The organism is Kitasatospora sp. NPDC048545 (assembly GCF_040651155.1).
Classification (GTDB): Bacteria; Actinomycetota; Actinomycetes; order Streptomycetales; family Streptomycetaceae; genus Kitasatospora.
Genome location: NZ_JBEZIQ010000002.1, coordinates 31682 through 51654 on the forward strand (window position 1 = coordinate 31682; position 19973 = coordinate 51654).

The 19973-nt window shown below is 73.6% G+C and carries 17 protein-coding genes and 1 pseudogene; 5 read left to right on the top strand and 13 right to left on the bottom strand.

Annotated features, from left to right (window positions below; translation table 11 throughout):
- The first annotated feature begins 29 nt into the window (after nt 1-29).
- Both AB0D10_RS02250 and AB0D10_RS02255 read left to right on the top strand, forming a co-directional pair.
- Complete coding sequence (locus tag AB0D10_RS02250) at nt 30-1553, top strand: aldehyde dehydrogenase family protein (protein ID WP_360249817.1); 1524 nt, start codon at nt 30-32, stop codon at nt 1551-1553.
- Between the two features lie 225 nt (nt 1554-1778).
- On the top strand, nt 1779-2102 hold the full coding sequence (locus AB0D10_RS02255) for a nuclear transport factor 2 family protein (protein WP_360249820.1): 324 nt from the start codon (nt 1779-1781) through the stop codon (nt 2100-2102).
- Nucleotides 2103-2193: 91 nt separating this feature from the next.
- Here the strand turns inward: AB0D10_RS02255 and AB0D10_RS02260 are convergent, their stop codons facing one another.
- Complete coding sequence (locus tag AB0D10_RS02260) at nt 2194-3414, bottom strand: serine hydrolase domain-containing protein (RefSeq protein WP_360249823.1); 1221 nt, start codon at nt 3412-3414, stop codon at nt 2194-2196.
- 102 nt (nt 3415-3516) lie between these two features.
- Between AB0D10_RS02260 and AB0D10_RS02265 the strand changes: the two genes are divergently transcribed.
- The 3 genes from AB0D10_RS02265 to AB0D10_RS02275 all read left to right on the top strand — a co-directional run bounded on the left by AB0D10_RS02265 (nt 3517) and on the right by AB0D10_RS02275 (nt 7207).
- Nucleotides 3517-4038 (top strand): NUDIX domain-containing protein, encoded by a 522-nt coding sequence (locus AB0D10_RS02265; protein WP_360249826.1) that lies wholly within the window; start codon nt 3517-3519, stop codon nt 4036-4038.
- Between the two features lie 90 nt (nt 4039-4128).
- Nucleotides 4129-5049, top strand: a complete 921-nt coding sequence (locus tag AB0D10_RS02270) for a TetR/AcrR family transcriptional regulator (protein ID WP_360249829.1) — start codon at nt 4129-4131, stop codon at nt 5047-5049.
- Between the two features lie 175 nt (nt 5050-5224).
- Nucleotides 5225-7207 (top strand): hypothetical protein, encoded by a 1983-nt coding sequence (locus tag AB0D10_RS02275; RefSeq protein WP_360249832.1) that lies wholly within the window; start codon nt 5225-5227, stop codon nt 7205-7207.
- Nucleotides 7208-7277: 70 nt separating this feature from the next.
- On the opposite strand, the pseudogene AB0D10_RS02280 reads toward AB0D10_RS02275, so the two are convergent.
- The 12 genes and pseudogenes from AB0D10_RS02280 to AB0D10_RS02335 all read right to left on the bottom strand — a co-directional run bounded on the left by AB0D10_RS02280 (nt 7278) and on the right by AB0D10_RS02335 (nt 19507).
- Nucleotides 7278-8327 (bottom strand): annotated as a pseudogene (locus AB0D10_RS02280) (TetR/AcrR family transcriptional regulator C-terminal domain-containing protein).
- Nucleotides 8328-8466: 139 nt separating this feature from the next.
- Complete coding sequence (locus AB0D10_RS02285) at nt 8467-9177, bottom strand: spermidine synthase (RefSeq protein WP_360249835.1); 711 nt, start codon at nt 9175-9177, stop codon at nt 8467-8469.
- 129 nt (nt 9178-9306) lie between these two features.
- A complete protein-coding gene (locus AB0D10_RS02290) occupies nt 9307-10386 on the bottom strand; it encodes a putative sulfate exporter family transporter (RefSeq protein WP_360250617.1) in 1080 nt (359 codons plus the stop codon).
- A 59-nt stretch (nt 10387-10445) separates the two neighbouring features.
- A complete protein-coding gene (locus tag AB0D10_RS02295) occupies nt 10446-11027 on the bottom strand; it encodes a cysteine dioxygenase family protein (RefSeq protein WP_360249838.1) in 582 nt (193 codons plus the stop codon).
- 76 nt (nt 11028-11103) lie between these two features.
- Entirely contained in the window at nt 11104-12009 is a 906-nt protein-coding gene (locus tag AB0D10_RS02300) for a LysR family transcriptional regulator (protein WP_360250620.1), read from the bottom strand.
- Nucleotides 12010-12149: 140 nt separating this feature from the next.
- Complete coding sequence (locus AB0D10_RS02305) at nt 12150-13019, bottom strand: amino acid ABC transporter permease (RefSeq protein ID WP_360249841.1); 870 nt, start codon at nt 13017-13019, stop codon at nt 12150-12152.
- Nucleotides 13016-13660, bottom strand: a complete 645-nt coding sequence (locus tag AB0D10_RS02310; RefSeq protein ID WP_360249844.1) for an amino acid ABC transporter permease — start codon at nt 13658-13660, stop codon at nt 13016-13018. The genes AB0D10_RS02305 and AB0D10_RS02310 overlap by 4 nt, the downstream gene beginning before the upstream one ends.
- A 15-nt stretch (nt 13661-13675) precedes the next feature.
- On the bottom strand, nt 13676-14557 hold the full coding sequence (locus AB0D10_RS02315) for a glutamate ABC transporter substrate-binding protein (RefSeq protein WP_360250623.1): 882 nt from the start codon (nt 14555-14557) through the stop codon (nt 13676-13678).
- A gap of 93 nt (nt 14558-14650) precedes the next feature.
- Nucleotides 14651-15424 carry an amino acid ABC transporter ATP-binding protein gene (locus AB0D10_RS02320; protein ID WP_360250626.1) on the bottom strand — a complete coding sequence of 258 codons (774 nt, stop codon included), beginning with the start codon at nt 15422-15424 and terminating at the stop codon, nt 14651-14653.
- Nucleotides 15425-15426: 2 nt separating this feature from the next.
- Nucleotides 15427-15672, bottom strand: a complete 246-nt coding sequence (locus tag AB0D10_RS02325; RefSeq protein ID WP_360249847.1) for a LapA family protein — start codon at nt 15670-15672, stop codon at nt 15427-15429.
- A gap of 231 nt (nt 15673-15903) precedes the next feature.
- Complete coding sequence (locus AB0D10_RS02330; RefSeq protein WP_360249850.1) at nt 15904-17676, bottom strand: ABC transporter ATP-binding protein; 1773 nt, start codon at nt 17674-17676, stop codon at nt 15904-15906.
- 55 nt (nt 17677-17731) lie between these two features.
- Nucleotides 17732-19507 carry an ABC transporter ATP-binding protein gene (locus tag AB0D10_RS02335; RefSeq protein ID WP_360249853.1) on the bottom strand — a complete coding sequence of 592 codons (1776 nt, stop codon included), beginning with the start codon at nt 19505-19507 and terminating at the stop codon, nt 17732-17734.
- Between the last annotated feature and the right edge of the window lie 466 nt (nt 19508-19973).

Here is a 19973-nt window from a genome sequence, read left to right on the forward strand (position 1 = left end):
CGCCCGACGTCGCGAGGAGACACCAGAGCATGACGGTCTACCAGCCCCCCGGTGCGCCCGGCAGCATCGTCGCCTACCGCTCCCGGTACGAGCACTGGATCGGCGGCGGATGGACGCCCCCGGTGCGCGGCCGGTACTTCGGCGACCCGACCCCGGTCACCGGCGAGGTCTTCACCGAGGTCGCCCGCGGCACCGCCGAGGACATCGAGGCCGCCCTGGACGCGGCCCACGCCGCCGCCCCCGCCTGGGGCCGCACCCCGGCCGCCGAGCGGGCCCAGGTGCTGCTGCGGATGGCCGACCGGATGGAGGCCGACCTGGAGCGGCTGGCCGTCGCGGAGAGCTGGGAGAACGGCAAACCGGTGCGCGAGACGCTGGCCGCCGACCTCCCGCTCGCCGTCGACCACCTGCGCTACTTCGCCGGCGCGCTGCGCGCCCAGGAGGGCGGCCTCTCCCAGCTGGACGAGGACACCGTCGCCTACCACTTCCACGAGCCGCTGGGCGTGGTCGGCCAGATCATCCCGTGGAACTTCCCGATCCTGATGGCGGTCTGGAAGCTGGCCCCGGCGCTCGCGGCCGGCAACGCGGTGGTGCTCAAGCCCGCCGAGCAGACCCCGGCCTCGGTGCTGCTGCTCGCCGAGCTGACCGCCGACCTGCTGCCGCCCGGGGTGCTCAACATCGTCACCGGCTTCGGCGAGGAGGCCGGCGCCCCGCTGTCCGCCAGTCCGCGGATCCGCAAGCTCGCCTTCACCGGCGAGACCTCCACCGGCCGGCTGATCTCCCGTGCGGCGGCCGACAACCTGATCCCGGTCAGCCTGGAACTCGGCGGCAAGAGCCCCAACGTGTTCTTCGCGGACGTCGCCGACGCCCAGGACGCCTTCTACGACAAGGCCGTCGAGGGCTTCGCGATGTTCGCCCTCAACCAGGGCGAGGTCTGCACCTGCCCCAGCCGCGCGCTGATCGACGCCCCGATCTACGAGCGGTTGCTCGCCGACGGCCTGCAGCGGGTGCGCGCGATGCGCCAGGGCGACCCGCTGGACACCGACACCCAGGTCGGCGCCCAGGCCAGCGCCGAGCAGCTGAAGAAGATCCTCTCCTACTTCGAGATCGGCCAGGCCGAGGGGGCCAAGGTCCTCACCGGCGGCGAGCGCGCGGACCTCGGCGGCGCCCTGGTCGGCGGGTACTACGTGACGCCGACGGTCTTCGAGGGCGACAACTCGATGCGCGTCTTCCAGGAGGAGATCTTCGGACCGGTCGTCTCGGTGACCCGCTTCGACGGCTTCGACCAGGCGGTCGCGCTCGCCAACGACACCCAGTACGGGCTCGGCGCGGGCGTGTGGACCCGCAGCCTCAACACCGCGCACCGGGCCGGACGCGCCATCCAGGCGGGCCGTGTCTGGACGAACTGCTACCACAACTACCCCGCACACGCGGCCTTCGGCGGCTACAAGAACTCCGGGATCGGGCGGGAGAACCACAAGGCGCTGCTGGAGCACTACCAGCAGACCAAGAACCTGCTGGTCAGCTACTCCCCCGACGCGGTGGGCTTCTTCTAGGCCGGCCCGGGCGGAAAAGTGCGGAGCGGGAGACCGGACCCGGTCTCCCGCTCCACCGCCACTCCCCGCGGCGGACCCCGGTCAAGCGATGGGGCAAATCGCCTGTTTCGGGATCCAAGCACATGAATGCTGCTATTTTCCCGACGCGCCGCCGACATGCCCGGACGGCCCCCGCGAACGCCGTAGACAGGACTCCCGACCCCTCACCAGCCCCGGGAGCCCCACATGACCATCGCCACCGCCAAGCTCAGCGACCCCGTCGTCCGCGCCCTCGTCACCGCGATCAACGCGGGCGACCGCGAGGCCTTCGTCGGCCTGCTCACCGCGGACGCCAGCATGTCCGACGACGGCTCCGACCGGAACCTGGAGGAGTGGATCGACCGCGAGATCTTCACCGCCCACGGCCGGATGGACGTCCAGACCGAGTCGGACGGCGGCCGGGCACTGGTCGCCAACTTCACCAACGACGCCTGGGGCGAGATGCGCACCGCCTGGCGCTTCACCCTCGACGGCGGGAAGGTCAGCCGCTTCGAGACCGGCCAGGCCTGAACCACAGGGTCAGCCGCTCCGAGACCGGCCAGGTCCGAGCCGCAAGGTCAGCCGCTTCGAGACCCGCCGGGCCTGAACCGCGACGCCGGGCTCAGGACAGCCCCAGGCACCCCCGCACCGCGCGGATCAGGTTGCGCGAGCGGACGTCACCGGTGACGCCGGGCTGCATGCCGTTGGTGACGTACCCGAAGCCCAGCCCGAGTTCCGGATCGGCGAAGCCCAGCGAGCCGCCCCGCCCCGGGTGCCCGAAGCTCGCCGGGGAGGCCATCGGCGCGGTCGGGCCGTGCCGCCAGAAACCCAGGCCGAAGGTGGAGTTGACGATCAGCACCCGGTCCGGTCCGCTCACCGCCGGCCCGACCGCGCGGGTCAGCACCTCGGGCCCGAGCAACGGCGGCAGCAGCGCGCCGGAGCCGTCCGGGCGGTCGGCCGCCCCGATCAGCGCCGCGTAGAACCGGGCCAGCGAGCGGGCGGTGCCGATGCCGCCGGCGCCGGGGATCTCGGCGGCCTGCACCGCCGGGTCGTTGAGGTCCACCCCGGGGCGCACGGAGGCGAAGGATCGCGCGGTCAGCGAGGCCGGGTCCTGGTAGGCGTCCCGGACGGACTGCTTGGGCCGCAGCCGCAGCCCGCTCGGGCCGGTCCTGGCCGCCTCCGGGGCCGGCAGGTCGACCAGCTTGCCGACCCGCGGCGCGGCCCCGGCCGGCAGGCCGATCCACAGGTCCAGCCCGAGCGGCCCGGCGATCTCCTCGGCGAAGTACTGCCCGACCGTCCGGCCGCTCACCCGCCGCACCACCTCGCCGACCAGCCAGCCGAAGGTGTACGGGTGGTAGCCGTGCGCCGTACCGGGCTCCCAGGCGGGCGTCTGCGCCGCGACGGCCGCCGCCGCGCGCTCCCAGGTGAGCACGTCCTCCAGCCGCAGCGGCGCGTCCAGCGCGGGCACCCCCGCCTGGTGCGAGAGCAGCCAGCGCACCGGCACCCCGCCCTTGCCGGCCGCCGCGAACTCCGGCCAGTACGACGCCACCGGCGCGTCCAGGTCCAGCAGCCCGCGCTCGACCGCCAGCAGCGCGGTGGTCGCGGTCAGGCCCTTGGTGACCGAGCGCAGCACCTGCGCGGTGTCCGCCGTCCACGGCACCGCGGGAGCGGGCCGCCCGCCGACCTCGGGCCGGGCGTCACCGCCCCACAGGTCGACCACCTTGCGGCCGCGCACGTACAGCGCGAAGGCCGCGCCGAGTTCGCCGAAGTCGGCGAAGTTCCGTGCGAAGGCCGCCCGTACGGGCTCGAACCCCTCGGCCGTCCCGCCCCAGATCTCCACCACCGCGCGCCGCCTCCTGCCCGATCCGGTCATCACCGTCCGCCCGCGTTCGAAAGTTCGTGAAGATCCGTTCGAGCCGGGCCCGGAAACCCTAACCTGTCGGTCATGACCAACCCTGCCGAAGAGCTGATGGACGTCGTCGACGAGCACGACCGGGTGGTCGGCACCGCCCTGCGCGCCGAGGTCTACCGGCGCGGACTGACCCACCGCTGCGTCTTCATCCTGGTCCGCGACCCCGCCGGGCGGATCTTCGTCCACCGCCGCACCGACACCAAGCTGTTCGCCCCCGGCGCGTACGACATGTTCGTCGGCGGCGTGGTCGGCTCCGGCGAGACCTACGCCGAGGCCGCCGTCCGCGAGGCCGAGGAGGAACTCGGCGTCCACGGCATCGCCCCGCGCCCGATGTTCAAGTTCCACTTCCGGGACCCCGACGGCGGCAAGCTCAACTGGTGGTGCGACATGTACGAGGCCGAGTGGGATGGCCCGGTCTCCCCGCAGGAGTCCGAGGTCGCTTGGCACGCCTGGATGACCCCCGACGAGCTCGCCGAGCGCCTCACCCGCGACACCTTCGTCGCCGACGGCGTCGAGGCCTACCGCCGCTACCTGGAGTTCCGGGCGGCTTCCTAGACCGCCCCGAGCCGCCGGGCCCACGCGCCTCACGGGCCGGGTCCACCGGCCTCGTGAGCCGCCGGACGGCCGCCGGATAGGCTGGCGCGCATGGCCTCCCGTACGCCGTCCCCGACGGCCGACCGCGCAGCACGGACCTCCGCTCCAGACCGGGCGGCAGCGGGCGAACGGCCCCGCCGGCGGCTGAGCGTGGACGAGCGGCGGGAACAGCTGATCGCCGTGGCGCTGGAACTGTTCAGTCGGCGGCCGCCGGAGGAGGTGTCGATCGACGACATCGCCGCCGCCGCGGGCGCCTCCCGGCCGCTGGTCTACCACTACTTCCCCGGCAAGCAGGCGCTGTACGAGGAGTCGCTGCGACGGGCCGGGCGGGAACTGTCGGCCCGCTTCGAGGAGCCGATGGAGGGGCCGCTGTCGGAGCGGCTCCTCCGGGTGATGGGCCGCTACCTGGACTTCGTGCAGAGCCACGGGCCGGGCTTCGCGGCGCTGCTGCGAGGCGGCTCGGTCGCGGCCAGCGCGGGCACCTCCGCGGTGATCGACGACGTGCGCCGGGCCGCGCAGGAGCAGATCCTGGCCCACCTGGCGATCCCGTCGCCCAGCCCCGGGCTGCGACTGACCGTCCGCGCCTGGATCGCCAACGCCGAGATCACCTCGCTGGAGTGGCTGGTCGAGCGCTCGGTGCCGCTGGAGGAGCTGCAGCTGCACCTGGTGCAGGAGTTCGTCGCCGCGCTCACCCTCACGGCCGCCCGGGAGCCCGCGCTCGCCGCCGAGCTGGGCTCCTTCTTCGCCGACGAACACCCGGACGGCCCGACCGGGCGCCTGGTGCGGGACCTCGCCAGGCTGTTCGCCGTCCCGGGGATCCTCGACGCGGTCACCGCACTCGCTGCCGGGACCACCGAAACCGCCGAGGGCTCCGAGGTGACCGGGGCCTCCGGAGCCTCCGAGGACCCCGAGCCCGCCGGGGCTTCCCAGCCCTCCGAGACCACCGAGACCTCCGGGGCCGCCCCCGAGTGACCGCCGAACCGGTGGTCACGGCCCCGGCCCGAGTGATCATCGGGCCATCCTGCGGTTCGGTCAGGACGGTGGGCTCTGATAGGAATGGGCAGGGATTTGACGGCGCGCCGCCCCGGCGGGCCCGGTCCCACCCGAACCACCGACGGCAGACGGAGCAGAGCGGGGGGCTCACCAGTTGACCCAGGACGTCCAGTTCAGTGCGGAGGCCAACCCCTTCGCGGCCGCCGAGCAGGTCTGCGCGACCCTCGGCACGCTCACCGACGCCCTCTTCGACGAGCACACCTCGCGCCACCCGGCGGCCTCGCTGGGCGCCCTGCGCACGGACCCGGCCGAACACCCCGACGCCGAGGCACTGTTCGGCCTGCCGCTCGCGCCCAACGGCCCGGTGCACGTCGCCCTCGACCGGCTCGGCACGGTGGTCACCGCCGGCACCGCCCGACCCGGCACCGGCGCACGGATCGCCGACCGGGTGATCGGCGCCCTGCAGGCCCGCTTCGGCGGCGGGGCCGTACGCGGCGCCATCGCCGACCGGGGCACCACCTCGGCCGCGCTGTTCCAGCTGCCGGTCACCGGCGAGTTCGCCGACGCCAAGCTGCGCCCGCCGTTCGCCCCCGCACTGGCCGCGCTGGCGGCCGGACAGCAGACCCGTCGGCCGGTCGAACTGCCCACCGGCGCGGGCGCCGAGGTCCGCCTGGTCGTCCCGCCCGGCTTCCACCCGCTGACCTCCCCCGGCGGGCCCCCCGGGGTCTCCTCCCGTACGGTGCCCCCGCTGCCCGCCGACGCGGACCCGGCCGACGGGACCGCCGCCACCGTGGCGGCGGCCGCCGAACTGAGCGGGCACCTGGCCGAGGTCGCCGAGGAACTGTTCAGCGCCACCGGCAGCGAGCCGCGCCGCGACTTCGCGGTGATCGCCGCCACCCTGGCCGACCTGGTCCACGACGCGGGCGTCGCGTACGCGGGCGTCTGCGCCCTGGAGCTCGACGGCCACACCTCGGACGCCGCCCTCGTCGTCTCGCTCGCCCGGCACCCACTGCCGCTCACCGCGCTCGCCACCGAACTGGCCACCGTCCGACGGCACGCCGAGGTGTGGACGGTCCTGCTGCCGGCCGGCCCGGCCGCCGTCCTCGTCGAGGGGCGCACCGCCCCGGTGCCCGGCCCCTTGGCCGCCGACGGGCAGCGGCGCTGGGTGGTCACCTCGGCCGTCGAGGCCTTCGTGCCACTGCCGGACGGCGGGACGGTGCTGTGCGTCCAGTTGTCCACGGCGCGGCCGGAGGACTGGGAGCTGTACACCGAGGCGTTCGCGGAGCTGCTGAAGAGCATCCAGTTCGGCTGGGACGGCGAGTCGGCACCGGCCGCCGCCACGCCCACCGGCGTTCCGGCGACCGCTCCGGGCGCGGCCCCGACCCGGGCACCGATTCAGGAACCGGCTCAGGCCCCGGCCGCAGCACCGACCCCGGTGGCAGCCGCCGCAGCCGCCTCCGTGGAGCCCGTTCCCGTCGAGCCCGTTCCCGTCGAGCCCGTTCCCGTCGAGCCCGTTCCCGTCGAGTCTGCCGCCGTCGAGGAGGAGCCGACGGAGGCGCCGGTCCACCTGCGCGGCACACCGGTGCGCGTCCCGCCCGCGGACTTCAATCCCTTCGCCCCGGTCGCCGAACCGCTTACCGCCGGTGCTGGTACTGGTACTGGTACCGCTGCCGGCTCGGCCCCGGAGGACCGTCCGAAGGGCACCCCGGTCATGGTCCCGCCGCCGGACTTCGACCCCTTCGCCATGCCGGACTTCTCCACCTCGGGCGCCACTGCCGACGTCCGGCCCGTAGGAACGCCTGCGGGAGCGCCCGCGATCGCCGACCCGTTCGGCACGACGGTCGCGGGTGAGCCGAAGAGCGACCCGTTCGGCACCACCCTGGCCCCGCAGGGACCGGCCGTCCCGCCGCCGCCGTCGGCCCCGCCGATCATCCCGGCGCCCCCAGCCGTTGCGGTGGCGGCCACCGCGGCGCCGGCTGCGGCCGGGGAGGAGACGCCGCGCAAGGGCACGCCGGTCATGGTTCCGCCACCGGACTTCGACCCCTTCGCCATGCCCGACCTCTCCGCCACGCCCGCGGCGGCGCCGGAGCCCACCGCGGAGGCGGACGCGGCACCGGAACACCGCCCCTTCGGCTGAGCCCTGACCTCCTGCCCCGGCGGCGTGCCGCGCGCGACGCGCAGCACGCCGCTCAGCGCACAGTCATCCGTCACGCGCGCCGCCGCTCGATCATCGTCTCGATCCCGTCCAGCATCCGTGCCATGCCGAACTCGTACAGCGCCTCCAGGCTCAGGTCGATCTCCGGCCCCCGGTTCATCGCGTCGAACATCGGGAACCGCTCCGGATCCGCCACCAGCCGGTCGTGGTCCTCGTCGTCCAGCCGGTCCATCCACTCGTCGGCCGACAGCCCGCTGTCCTGCTCGGCCTGCGCCTCCCGCTCGAAGTGGGTCGCCAGCCCGCACACGAACGCGGCCAGCGCGACGGAGGCCTAGGCAATCTCCTCCCAGCTCAGCCCCACCCCGGAAAGCGCCGCCATCGACCGCTCGGTGTGCAGCGCGGCGTCCGGCGCCAGCACCGGCCGGGTGAAGGACATCGTGGACGCCAGCCACGGGTGCCGGCGGTAGATCCGCCACTGCAGCCGCGCGACCTCCTCCAGTGCCTCCCGCCAGTACGGCGAGAGGCGCTCCGGCAGCGGCTGCTCACCGAAGGCCACGTCCATCATGAGCCGCAACAGCTCGTCCTTGCCCGGCACATGACGGTAGAGGGACATCGTCGCGACGCCGAGATCGGTCGCGACCCGCCGCATCGACAGCGCCGCCAGCCCCTCCGCGTCCGCCACCTGGAGGGCCGCGGCCACGATCCGTTCCCGGGTGAGTTCGCGCTCACCGCCGGTCCGTGTGCGCCGCCCTCCGGGCGCGCCGGGCGACACCGGCGTCGTCGCCGACTCCGGCGCACCGGAGGCCCGTTGCGGTTCCCGGTCGGTCACCGGGGCGTGCGCCCCCGCCGCAGTGGTCCCGCCCGCCTTCGCGCCGGCCGTCGGCGTCCCGGCCACCACCGTCCCCACCCCGGGGACGGCCCGGACCAGCCCCTCGTCCCGCAGGCGGTTCAGCACCTTGGTCGCCGTGGCCATCGCGACGCCCCACTCCTGGGTGATCCGCCGGGTCGACGGCACCCGCGTCCCCGGCGCCAACTCCCCCGTCGCGATGCGCCGTCGAAGCTCGGCCGCGATCCGCTCCGAGGGAGTCCCGTGCTCAGCCATCGCCCACCACCCGCCAGACCGTCGACCACTCCAGGGAGGAACCCGCACCGGAGAGTAGCCCGAACCGGAGAGTAGCCCGAAGGGCAGGCCCCCGCGGGTCGTCGTCACCAACTGCCCGACGCCGCCGCCGGGTTCACCCTCAGCCCGCGCGCCGCGCCAGGTGCACCACGTCCGGCACCCCGCGGGACACCGGGATCTCGTGCGTCACCACGTCCGAGAAGCCCGCCGCCCGCAGTGCCTCCTCGAAGGCCGACGACGGCTGCGCGCTCCACACCGCCAGCACCCCGTCCGGCTGCAGCCGGTGCCAGAGCACCGCGAGCCCGTCCGCGCCGTACAGTCCGTTGTTGGAGTCGGTGACGGTCCAGTCCGGCCCGTTGTCGATGTCGAGGCACAGCGCGTCGTAGCGCTCGCCGTCCGCGGCCGCGAGGTACTCCAGCAGGTCGGTGTGGAGCACCGCGACCCGTTCGTCCTCCAGCGCGCCGCCCGAGAAGGCGCCGAGCGGTCCGCTGCGGTGCCACTCGATGATCGCGGTCTCCCGCTCGACGATGGCGATCCGCCCCCAGCGCGGCTCGGCGGCCGCGTAGGCGAGCGAGAAGCCGACCCCGAGGCCGCCGATCAGCACCGCCGGCCGTTCGGCGCGACTGCCCGTCCGGTCCAGCTCGTCGAGTGCCGCCTGGATCAGCAGCCGCTCGGAGCGCCCGTCGGCGGTGTCCATCAGGAAACAGCCGTTGGCGATGATCTCGAAGTGCCGTCCGCGCTGCCGCAGCACCACCTCGCCGTACGGGCCCTCCCGCCGGTCGAGCGTGACGACGACCTCGGGGCCGTCCCGTTCGGGCAGTGCGGTGGTCATCCGTCCTCCTTGACGAACGCGGGTGGACTCCGGCGAACTCGGGGCCCGGACCGCGCCGGTGCGGTCGCGGGACCGTCCCGGTGCGGACGAGTACCCGCCCGACAATAGCCGAGTCCGCACCCGCTCCCGTCAGGTCGTGATCAACACCCCCGCGTAGGAGACGCCGGCCACGACGACCCAGGAGCCGAGCCCGAGCAGGGCGATCCGCCCGCCGGTCCGGATCATGGTCGGCAGGTGCACGGCGCTGCCGAGTCCGAAGAGCGCAGCGGCCAGCAGCAGCTCCTGGGCGTCCCCGGCCAGGCCGAGCGCCCGCTCGGGGAGCACCCCGGTGGTCCGCAGGACGATCATCGCGAGGAACCCGGCCACGAACAGCGGCACGATCGGCGGGCGGCTCCCGGTCTTCACCGGATTCTCCGCCGCCCTGGCCGCTCCGTCCGCTCCCGCTGCCGTTCCCGGCTCCGTTCCCGGCTCCGTTCCCGCTGCCCCGGCGGCCCGGGCCGCCCGCAGGTTCCGCCGCGCGACGACGGCGACCCCGGCCACCAGCGGTGCCAGCAGCACCACCCGCATCAGCTTGACCAGCACCGCCTCCCGCAGCGCCCCGGCCCCGCCGGTCTGCGCGGTGGCGACCACCTGCCCGACGTCGTGCACGCTCGCGCCGACCCAGCGCCCGAACTCCACCTCGCCGAGCCCGAGCGGGTGCTGGAGCAGTGGCAGCACGGCGATCGCCAGGGTCCCGCACAGGGTGACCAGGGCGACCGAGGCCGCGACGTCCTCCTCCTCGCTGCCCGCCGCCTGGCTGACGGCCCCGATCGCCGAGGCCCCGCAGATCGAGTATCCGGTGGCGACCAGCAGCGGCTGGTCCCCGGGCAGGCCGAGCCGCCGGCCGAGCCAGAGTGTCCCCGCGAAGGTCGCCGCGACCACCGCGAGCACCATGACGACGGTGGCCCAGCCGAGGCCGAGCACGTCGCCCAGGCTGAGCTTGAGCCCGAGCAGGACGATGCCGGCCCGCATCAGCCGCTTCCCGGCCGTGGACAGCCCGGGTCGGGCAATCCCGCGGACCACCGGGCGCAGCCCGGGCAGGTGGGCCGCCGCCATGCCGAGCACGACGGCGGCGGTGAGCTTGGGCACGGCCGGCACCACCGCGTGGACGCCCAGCGCGGCGGCCACGCCGAGGGCCGCGAGCAGCAGCCCGGGGGCGTCCCCGCGCATCGGGGGCAGCGAGTGGGTCCGGGCAGCGCGCTGCCGGAGGGTCAGTGCCACGCCGCCGCTCACTGCTCCTGTTCGGCGGGGAGCCGGTAGACCCGCCGGATGCTGGTGCCGAGCCGCGAGACGTCGGCGCCGTACACGTGGATGGAGATCGCCGTGGTGCTGCATGAGTTGCGCACCAGGTGGATGTCGCCGGGCGGGGCGAAGGCGGCGACGGTGCCGGCCGGGCCGGCCACGTGCTCGGTCTCGACCAGCCGGGCCCTGCGGCCGTCGGAGACGAGCCGGTAGCGGGTCTCGCTCTCCTGGCCGCGGTGGACGCCGGCCACGCACCACGAGACGTGGTCGTGGATCGGGGTGTGCTGGCCGGGCAGCCAGACCAGGGCGACGACGGAGAAGCTGCCGTCCTCCTCGGCGTGCAGGACGTGCTGGCGGTAGCGCTGCGGGTCGCCCTCGCACTGGGCGGGGGTGAGCAGCGCGTCGGGCCCGTCCGGGTCGGCGTGGAGGTGCGGGGCGAGCCGCTCGCCGACGAGGTAGGCGGTGAGCTCCGGGGGCAGTCCGCGGTCCACGACGGCGCGGATCTCACTGATCAGCGCGGTCATCCGCTCGGTGAGCCGGTCGCTGCCGACCGTGGCTGAGGGCGTCATGCCAGCAGGTTCGGACCTACTGACCTATCACGTCCAAGGAGGGTTCGTAAGCGACATCCCCATCAAGGCTTATATGTCAGCACCCGACGCGGCTCGCGGCCGCCTGCCGCAGGTGGTCCAGCACCAGCCCGGTGGCCGGGATCCGACGGTGCTCGCGCAGCACGTACGCGCTCACCTGGCGCCGCAGGTGCGGCTCGACGGCCCGGCCGGTGACCTTGCGGTGGCACATGAAGGAGAGCACCAGCGCGGGCATCAGCGCGATCCCGACCCCGGCGGCGACGAGCGACTGCACCGCGAGGTTGTCGTCGGTGGAGAAGACGATGTCCGGTGCGAAGCCCTCCTCCGCGCAGACGTGCAGCAGGTTGGCCCGACATCGCGGGCAGCCGGCGATCCAGCGCTCGCCGTCGAGGTCGGCGAGCCGAACGGCGTGCCGGCGGCCGAGCGGGTGCCCGACCGGCAGCAGCACGGTGAGCAGGTCCTCCATCAGCGGGATCTCGTCCACCCCGTCGGGGACCTCGGTGGCCGCGCCCGGGTAGCGGAAGGCCAGCGCGATGTCGCACTCCCCGCGCAACAGCCGCTGGACGGAGTCGGGCGGCTCGGCCTCGAGCAGTTCGACCCGTACACCGGGGTGCTCGGCCAGCAGCCGGGCCATCGCCTCGGGTATCAGGGTGGCGTTGGCGCTGGGGAAGGCGCAGACCCGTACCCGCCCGGCGCGCAGCCGGGCGAGCGCGGCGAGCTGCTGCTGGGCGGCGGACATGCTGCCGAGGATCAGTTCGGCGTGCCGGGAGAGCGCCTCGCCCGCCTCGGTGAGCCGAAGTCCGCGCCCGGCGCGGGTGAACAGCGGGACGCCTACGGTGCGTTCGAGCGCCTTCATCTGCTGGGTGATGGCGGGCTGGGTGTAGCCGAGTTCACGGGCGGCGGCCGAGTAGGAGCCCGCCCGGACGACCTCGTGGAACGTCCTGATGTGCCGCGAGTCGAACACCGGCTCCATGGGGCCCTCCCGTCCGGGTCGTCGTCCGGACCGTCGAGGCGGTCCCGTCCAGCCTCGCAATCATAAGAGGAATTTGGAGGTACCGGCCCCTGCCCCACCCGCATCTATGGTTCAGCCTCGAACCACACTCCTCACTGCTGCGCCGACGGCGGCAGTCCCGTCGCCACCCCGGCCCCGGCCACCGGCGCCCCGCCCTGTGCCGCCGGACTGCGCCGGCTGCGCCTCTCGACCGTCCGGGCGAGCCAGGAGAGCAGCAGGCACATGCCGATGTAGATCGGGGTGATCACCATCACCACCGGGATGAACGGCAGGTCGTAGTCCAGGTTGGTGGCGATCAGCTTGCCCGCGTGCAGGAACTCCTCGTAGGTGATCAGGAAGCCCAGCGAGGTGTCCTTGAGCGCGACCACCAGTTGGCTGATGATGACCGGCAGCATCGCCCGGTTGGCCTGCGGCACCAGCACGTAGGCCATCACCTGCGTCTTGCGCAGGCCCAGCGCGTACGCCGCCTCCCGCTGCCCCTTGGGCACCGCGAGGACGCCGGCCCGGAACACCTCGGCCAGCACCGAGCCGTTGTAGAGCACCAGCCCGGTCACCAGTGCCCAGAGCGGCTGCACCTTGAGGGCGACGAACACGAAGAAGATCATCACCAGCACCGGCATGGCCCGGAAGAACTCCACCACCAGCGTGGAGAACCAGCGCACCGCCCGGTGGTCGGACAGCCGCCCGGCCGCGAACAGCGCACCGAAGGGCAGTGCGAACAGCACCGTCAGGCCGAAGGCTTTCAGGGTGTTCCCGAGCCCGCGCAGCAGCAGTTCCTGCACGCCCCGGTACTCGAAGGCCATCCACTTCTCGTACGTGAACTGCTCGGTGTGGAAGAGCATGTAGACGACCCAGCCGATCACCGCCGCGATCAGCAGCAGCGCGATCCCCCCGTACAGCCGGTGGCGGGCGAGCGCCTTCGGTCCGGGGATGTCGTACAGCGCCGAGGATTCAACGGTCATCGGGACACCGCCACTCGTCGTTCCAGCAGGTTGAAGACGGCGCTGATGGTCAGGGTGATGATCAGGTAGCCGACGGCGATCCAGACGAAGGTCCAGACGATGCTGTAGCCCAGCTCGTTGATGGTCCGGTAGGTGCCCAGCAGTTCGGTGACGCTGAACGAGCCGGCGATCGCCGTGTTCTTCGCCAGCGCGATCATCACACTGCCGATCGGCGCCACCACCGACCGGTACGCCTGCGGCAGCACCACCAGGCCCATCGTCTGCCCGAAGCTCATGCCCAGGCTCCGGGCCGCCTCCCCCTGCCCGGTCGGCACCGTGTTGACGCCCGAACGCATCGCCTCGCAGACGAAGGCCGAGGTGTAGCAGCCCAGCGCGAGCACCGCGAAGGTGTAGAAGGGCAGGGTGATGTCGAACCGGGGCAGGCCCAGGACGACGATGAAGAACAGCAGGGTCAGCGGGGTGTTGCGCAGGATCGTCACCCACACCGCCCCGAAGATCCGCAGCGGTCTGACCGGCGAGACCCGAAAGCTCGCGACCAGCACCCCCAGCACCAGCGACAGCACGGCGCTCACCGCGAAGAGCGAGAGCGTGCCGAGGAAGCCCTCCCAGTAGGTCGACCAGTTGTCGGTCAGCGTTTTCACGGCGCGGCCGCCCTCTCAGTACCGGTTGATCTGCGGCGGGGCCGGTGCGGGCTCCCCGGAGAGGCCGAGGGTCGCCTCGAAGGCCCGTTTCCAGTCGCCGTTCTGCTCGTGCTGCTCCAGCGCGTCGTTCAGCGTCGCGCGCAGCCCGGTGTCGTTCTTCGGCACCCCGACCCCGTACGGCTCGGTCGAGAACAGCGGGCCGACCACCTTGAGCTCGTCCGGCACCTTGGCCGCGTAGCCGAGCAGGATCGCGTTGTCCGTGGTCACGGCGTCGACCTGGCCGGTGATCAGGTTGTCGACGCAGGCCGAATAGGTGTCGTAGCCGATCAGCTTGGCCTTCGGGTACTGCGACTGGATGCGCTGGTACGGCGTCGAACCGGCCGCCGAGCAGACCGTCTTGCCGTCCAGGTCCTCCGGACCGTGGATGGTGTTGTCGTTCTTGCGCACCAACAGCGACTGCCCGGCGACGAAGTACGGCCCGGCGAAGCCGACCAGCTTCTTCCGGTTGTCGTTGATGGTGTACGTGCCGACGTAGTAGTCCACCTGGCCGTTCTGCAGCGCGGTCTCGCGGTTGGCCGAGGCGATGGTCTTGAACTGGATCTTGTCCGGGGGGAAGCCGAGGGAGGCGCCGAGCATCTTGGCGATCTCGATGTCGAAGCCCGAGTACTCGCCGGTGGCCGGGTTCTTCTGGCCCAGGTACGGCTGGTCCTCCTTGACGCCGACCACCAGGTGGCCCCGGTTGCGGGCGGCGTCCAGGGTCGGCGAGCCGGTGATCGCGGAGGCGTCCTGCACCTGGTAGCTGGGCAGCGCGCTGGGCTGCGGGCCCTTGGGTGGCGGCGTGCCGGCCTTGCCGCAGCCCGCCGCCAGGGCGGCGAGCAGCAGGGCGGCGACGAGCAGGAACTTCCCCGCCCTCCTCCCGCGCGCTCCGGCCGGCGCACCGGATTCCCCCGCCGGCCCGCCAAGCGTCGTCTCACGGTTCACGGCGCCGCCTCAGTGCTTCAGGATCTTGGACAGGAAGTCCCGGGCGCGCTCGCTCTCGGGGGCTCCGAAGAAGTCCTCCGGGGCCCGGTCCTCGACGATCCGGCCGTCCGCCATGAACACCACCCGGTTCGCGGAGGCCCGGGCGAATCCCATCTCGTGGGTGACCACGACCATCGTCATGCCCTCGTGGGCGAGCTGGCGCATGACGTCCAGCACCTCGTTGATCATCTCGGGGTCGAGCGCCGAGGTGGGCTCGTCGAAGAGCAGCGCCTTGGGGTCCATCGCCAGTGCGCGGGCGATCGCGACCCGCTGCTGCTGTCCGCCGGAGAGCTGGGCCGGGTACTTGTCGGCGTGCGCGGAGAGTCCCACCCGCTCCAGCAGCGCGCGGGACTTGGCGTCGGCCTCCGCCTTCGGCCGGCCGCGGACCTTGACCTGCGCGAGCGAGACGTTCTGCAGCACCGTCTTGTGCGCGAACAGGTTGAAGGACTGGAACACCATGCCGACCTCGGCACGGAGCCGGGCGAGCCCCTTGCCCTCCTCGGGCAGGGGCTCGCCGTCGATCAGGATGGTGCCGTCCTCGATCGGTTCCAGCCGGTTGATGGCCCGGCACAGCGTGGACTTTCCGGAGCCGGACGGTCCGATGACCACGACGACCTCGCCCCGGCCGACCGTCAACTCGATGTCCTGCAGCACGTGCAGGTCACCGAAGTGCTTGTTGACCCCGCGCATCTCGATCAGCGGCGCGAAGGCCGGAGCGCCGGCGCGGGCCGGCCCGGGATCCATGGTCACCGGCTGCGCCGCCCCTTCAGCAGCCAGCCGAGCGCCCCTCCGGCGATCAGCGTGGCCAGCAGAGTGATCCAGAGCGGCGCGGTGACGGTGAACACCCAGAACTGGATCTTCACCTTGTCGAGGTTGGCGAACAGGAACCACACGGCGAGGACGACGATGACGCCGATCCCGATGTAGCGCGTGGGGATCCCACCGATCTCACCGCGCGGGGAGCGGGCGGAGCCGTCTGAAGTCTTGGTCACCGGAGCAGTCTGCGGGCCTGTCCGCCGATTTGCCCGGTTACGCGCCCTTCCGGGCCAGGGAGTAACCCGCACGGGGCAATCCGACCCGGTGCGGGTTTACCGATCTCTCCCCTCCCGTCTCCCCCCTCCCGTTCCGGGCGCGTCCTCCTCCGCTTCTCCGGCCCGCGACCCGGCCGCTCCCGACCCGGCCCCTCCCGACCCGGCCGCTCCCGACCAGGCTGCCATCGGCCGCTACCGCTCGTCCCGCCAGGACCGCCAGAGCGCCGCGTACGGCCCGCCGGCCGCGACCAGCTGCGGATGGCTGCCGTACTCGCTGATCCGTCCGCCCTCGACCACCGCGATCACGTCCGCGTCGTGCGCGGTGTGCAGCCGGTGGGCGATGGCGATGACCGTCCGGCCCTCCAGCACCCGGGAGAGCGAGCGCTCCAGGTGCCGGGCCGCCCGCGGGTCCAGCAGGGAGGTGGCCTCGTCCAGCACCAGGGTGTGCGGATCGGCCAGCACCAGTCGGGCCAGGGCCAGTTGCTGGGCCTGCGGCGGGGTCAGCGAGGTGCCCCCGGAGCCGACCTCGGTGTCCAGTCCCTCCGGCAGGGCGTCCACCCAGGCGCCGGCGTCCACCGCGTCCAGCGCGGCCCGCAGTCCGGTGTCGTCGGCGTCGGGCGCGGCCAGTCTCAGGTTGTCCCGCAGGGTGCCCACGAAGACGTGGTGCTCCTGGTTGACCAGGGCCACCTCCGCGCGTACCCGTTCGGCCGGCATCCGTGACAGCGCCGTCCCGCCGAGGGTCACGCTGCCGCGGCCGGGGGTGTAGATCCCGGCCAGCAGTCGCCCGAGCGTGGACTTGCCCGCCCCGGACGGCCCGACCAGTGCGACCCGGCTGCCCGGCGCGACGTCCAGGCTGATCCCGTGCAGGACGTCCGCGCCCTCGCGGTAACCGAACCGGACGTCCCGGGCCTCCACTCGGCGTCCGTCCGGACGGGCGCTCTCGTCCCCCTCGTGTTCCGGCACCTCGCGCACGCCGACCAGCCGGGCCAGCGAGGCCTGCCCGATCTGCAGCTCGTCGTACCAGCGCAGAATCAGGTCCACCGGGCCGGTCAGCATCTGGGCGTACAGCACACCGGTGGTCAACTGACCGACGGTGATCCAGCCCTTGATCGTGAACAGCCCACCGAGCACCAGGGTGGCGAGCACCGCTGCGGTGTAGACCGCGTCGATGGTCGGGAACCAGACCGAGCGCAGCCACAGGGTGTACCGCTCCCAGTCCAGCCACTCGCGCAGCTTGTGGTCGGTCAGCCCGATCCGGCGGTCACCCAGGCGCAGCGCCTCGACCGTCCGTCCGGCGTCCACCGTCTCGGCCAGGACGGTGTTCACCGCCGCGTACCCGGCCGATTCGTTGCGGTAGGACTGGGGCGCGCGCCGGAAGTACCAGCGGGACGTCGCCAGCAGCAGCGGCAGCCCGATCAGCGAGGTGAGCGCGAGCAGCGGCGAGGTGACCAGCAGCGCGCCGAGCACCAGCAGCAACGACACCACGGCGACGGCGAGTTCGGGCACCGCCTCGCGCACCGACTTGTCCAGCCGGTCGACGTCGGTGGTGCCCCGGGACACCAGGTCCCCGGTGCCGGCCCGTTCCAGCACGCCGGTCGGCAGCGCGACCGAGCGGACCAGGAAGTCCTCGCGCAGGTCGGCCAGCACCCGCTCGCCGAGCACCGCGCCGCGCATCCGCGACCAGCCGGTGAACGCGGCCTGCGCCACGAGCGCCAGCAGGTACCAGGCGACCGCCACCGTGATGGTGGACCCGGCGGTGCCGGTGGCCAGCGACTCGACCAGGCTGCCGAGCACCCAGGGGCCGACGAGTCCGGCCAGCGTGGCCACCGAGTGCAGCGCCACCACCGCGGAGAAGCCGCCGCGGTGCCGCCGTGTGAGCAGCAGCAGGTACTCGCGCACCGCGGCCGGGGAGCCGACCGGCAGGGTGGTGGCCGGCCCCTGTTCCTCGTGGACGGGGGGTTTCATGACGTACTCCTCGTGTGCGTGGCGGGGCGGTCGACGAACCGGTTCGAGAGCCCGCTCACACGGCCTCACCCACCGGCTGGGCGGCTTCCTCGTCGCGGGTGACCACGGCCCGGTAGGCCGGCTCGGTCCGCATCAGCTCGCGGTGCCGCCCGGCCGCGACCACCCGGCCGTCGCGCAGCAGCACCACCCGGTCCGCCTGGTCGAGCAGCAGCGGGCTGGTCGCGAAGACCACGGTGGTGCGGCCCGCCCGGGTGTCCCGCAGACCGGTGGCGATCCTGGACTCGGTGTGGGCGTCCACCGCGCTGGTGGGCTCGTCCAGTACCAGGACCGGTGGGTCCGCCAGCAGCGCGCGGGCCAGGGCGAGCCGCTGGCGCTGCCCACCGGACAGCGAGCGCCCGCGCTCGGTGATCCGGGCACGCATCGGATCGCCCGCGCACTCCGGCGAGCCGTCCACCAGTGCCTCCAGCACGTCGTCCGACCGGGCGGCCGCCAGCGCGGCGGCCGCCGGGACCCGCCCCGAGGACGGGATGTCGAACAGCTCGGCCAGCGTGCCGGAGAGCAGCACCGGTTCCTTGTCGTGGACCAGCACGGCCGCCCGCGCCTCGGCCAGCGGCACGGCGTCCAGCTCCGTACCGCCGAGCCGCGCGGAGGGCCGGGCCGGCTCGTCCTCGGCCCGCGGGACGTGGCCGCCGAGCCGTTCGGCGAGCTCCCCGGCGAAGTCCGGGTCCCCGCAGACCACCGCGGTCAGCTCGCCGGCCCGCGCGGTCAGCCCGCTGGCCGGGTCGTGGAGGTCGGCCTTGGCCGGCCGGGTCAGGGCGGCCCCGGTCGCGGCGCCGGTCCGGCTGAGGGACAACACCCGGACGGCCCGCCCGGCGGATACTCGGGCCACGCTCCAGGCGTGCGCGGCCTCGCCCAGGATTCGCAGTGGCGCGGCCAGGAAGGCGGTCGCGCCGTACACCGCGATCAGGGTGCCGACGGCAAGCTCGCCGGCAGCCGCCAGTCGGGCGCCGTACCAGGTGACGCCGACGACGAACAGGCCGGGCAGCAGCACCTGTTGAGCCTGCATCAGCGACCAGATCCGGGCCGAGCGGACGGCCGCCGCCCGGACCTTCTGCGAGGCGGCCCGGTAGCGCTCCAGGAAGAGCTCCTCACCGCCGATGCCGCGCAGCACCCGCAGGCCCGCCACCGTGTCGGCGGCCAGCTCGGTGGCCTTGCCGCCCAGCGCGCGCTGCTGCTCGTAGCGCCGCTCGAACGGCCCGATCAGCGGCCAGACGGAGGCGGCCAGCACCGGGACGCCGAGCAGCACTCCGATGCCCAGCACGGGTTCGACCACCAGAACCACCGAACTGACGGCCAGCCAGACGATCACCGCGGACCGGACCCGGGCGATCAGTTCGACGTACCAGCCGATCCGCTCGACGTCCCCACTGCCGACCGCGACGACCTCGCCGGTGGCGATCCGGCGGGACAGTCCGGCACCGAGGTTCGAGGCCTGCCGGGACACCAACTGCCGTACCTGGCAGGCCGCGTGGATCCAGTTCCAGACCGCCTGGCGGTGCGACAGCACGGTGCCCAGCGCGGCGCCCGCGGCAAGCAGCAGGGCGAGTCCACCGGCCTGCCAGATCCCGCCGGTGTCACCGTCGACGGCGGCCTGCACGCCCATCCCCAGCGGTATCGGCAGGGCGGCCTGACAGCCCATTTCGAGCAGCGTCCAACAGGTGGCGAGCAGCTGCCCGCGGCGCTGGCTGCGCTGCAGCCAGCGCAGGAAGGCAAGGGGCGAGGAGAGGTCGGGACTGCCGGGATCGGCCAGCGGCAGGGGGGTGAGCGGCATGACACTCCGATACGAACGGTGCGGAGGTACAGGGGAACGGGGGAACGGGGAACGGAGCCCCGGGAGGAGGGGGTCCACGGGACGGAAACGGAGGTGCGGACCGGCACGGGCCGCGCGGCACGCAGACCCCGCCCACGTGGACGGCCCAAGCCGACGGGCGACGGACGCGCGGCGCGACGGCGCGGCAACACCGGGGCGTCCGGAGGTAGCGCCGGCGGCAAACGCAGGCGGGAACGCCGGAGAGCGCCGGACGGACACAGGAGGGGCACGAAGGGCCCGGGTTTCAGGAGGCCATGTCCGCGAGACTGCCAACCCCGGTGTGACCCCCGCAACAGGTTTTCCGCCGCCGTGTCCCCCACACGGCCCAGCCGATGGCCCATCCACGACCCCCACCCGGCCACCCACGACCCCTGCCCGGTCACCCGCGGTCCCTGCCGCAGCCCGCCGCCCCCGCCGCCCGGACGCT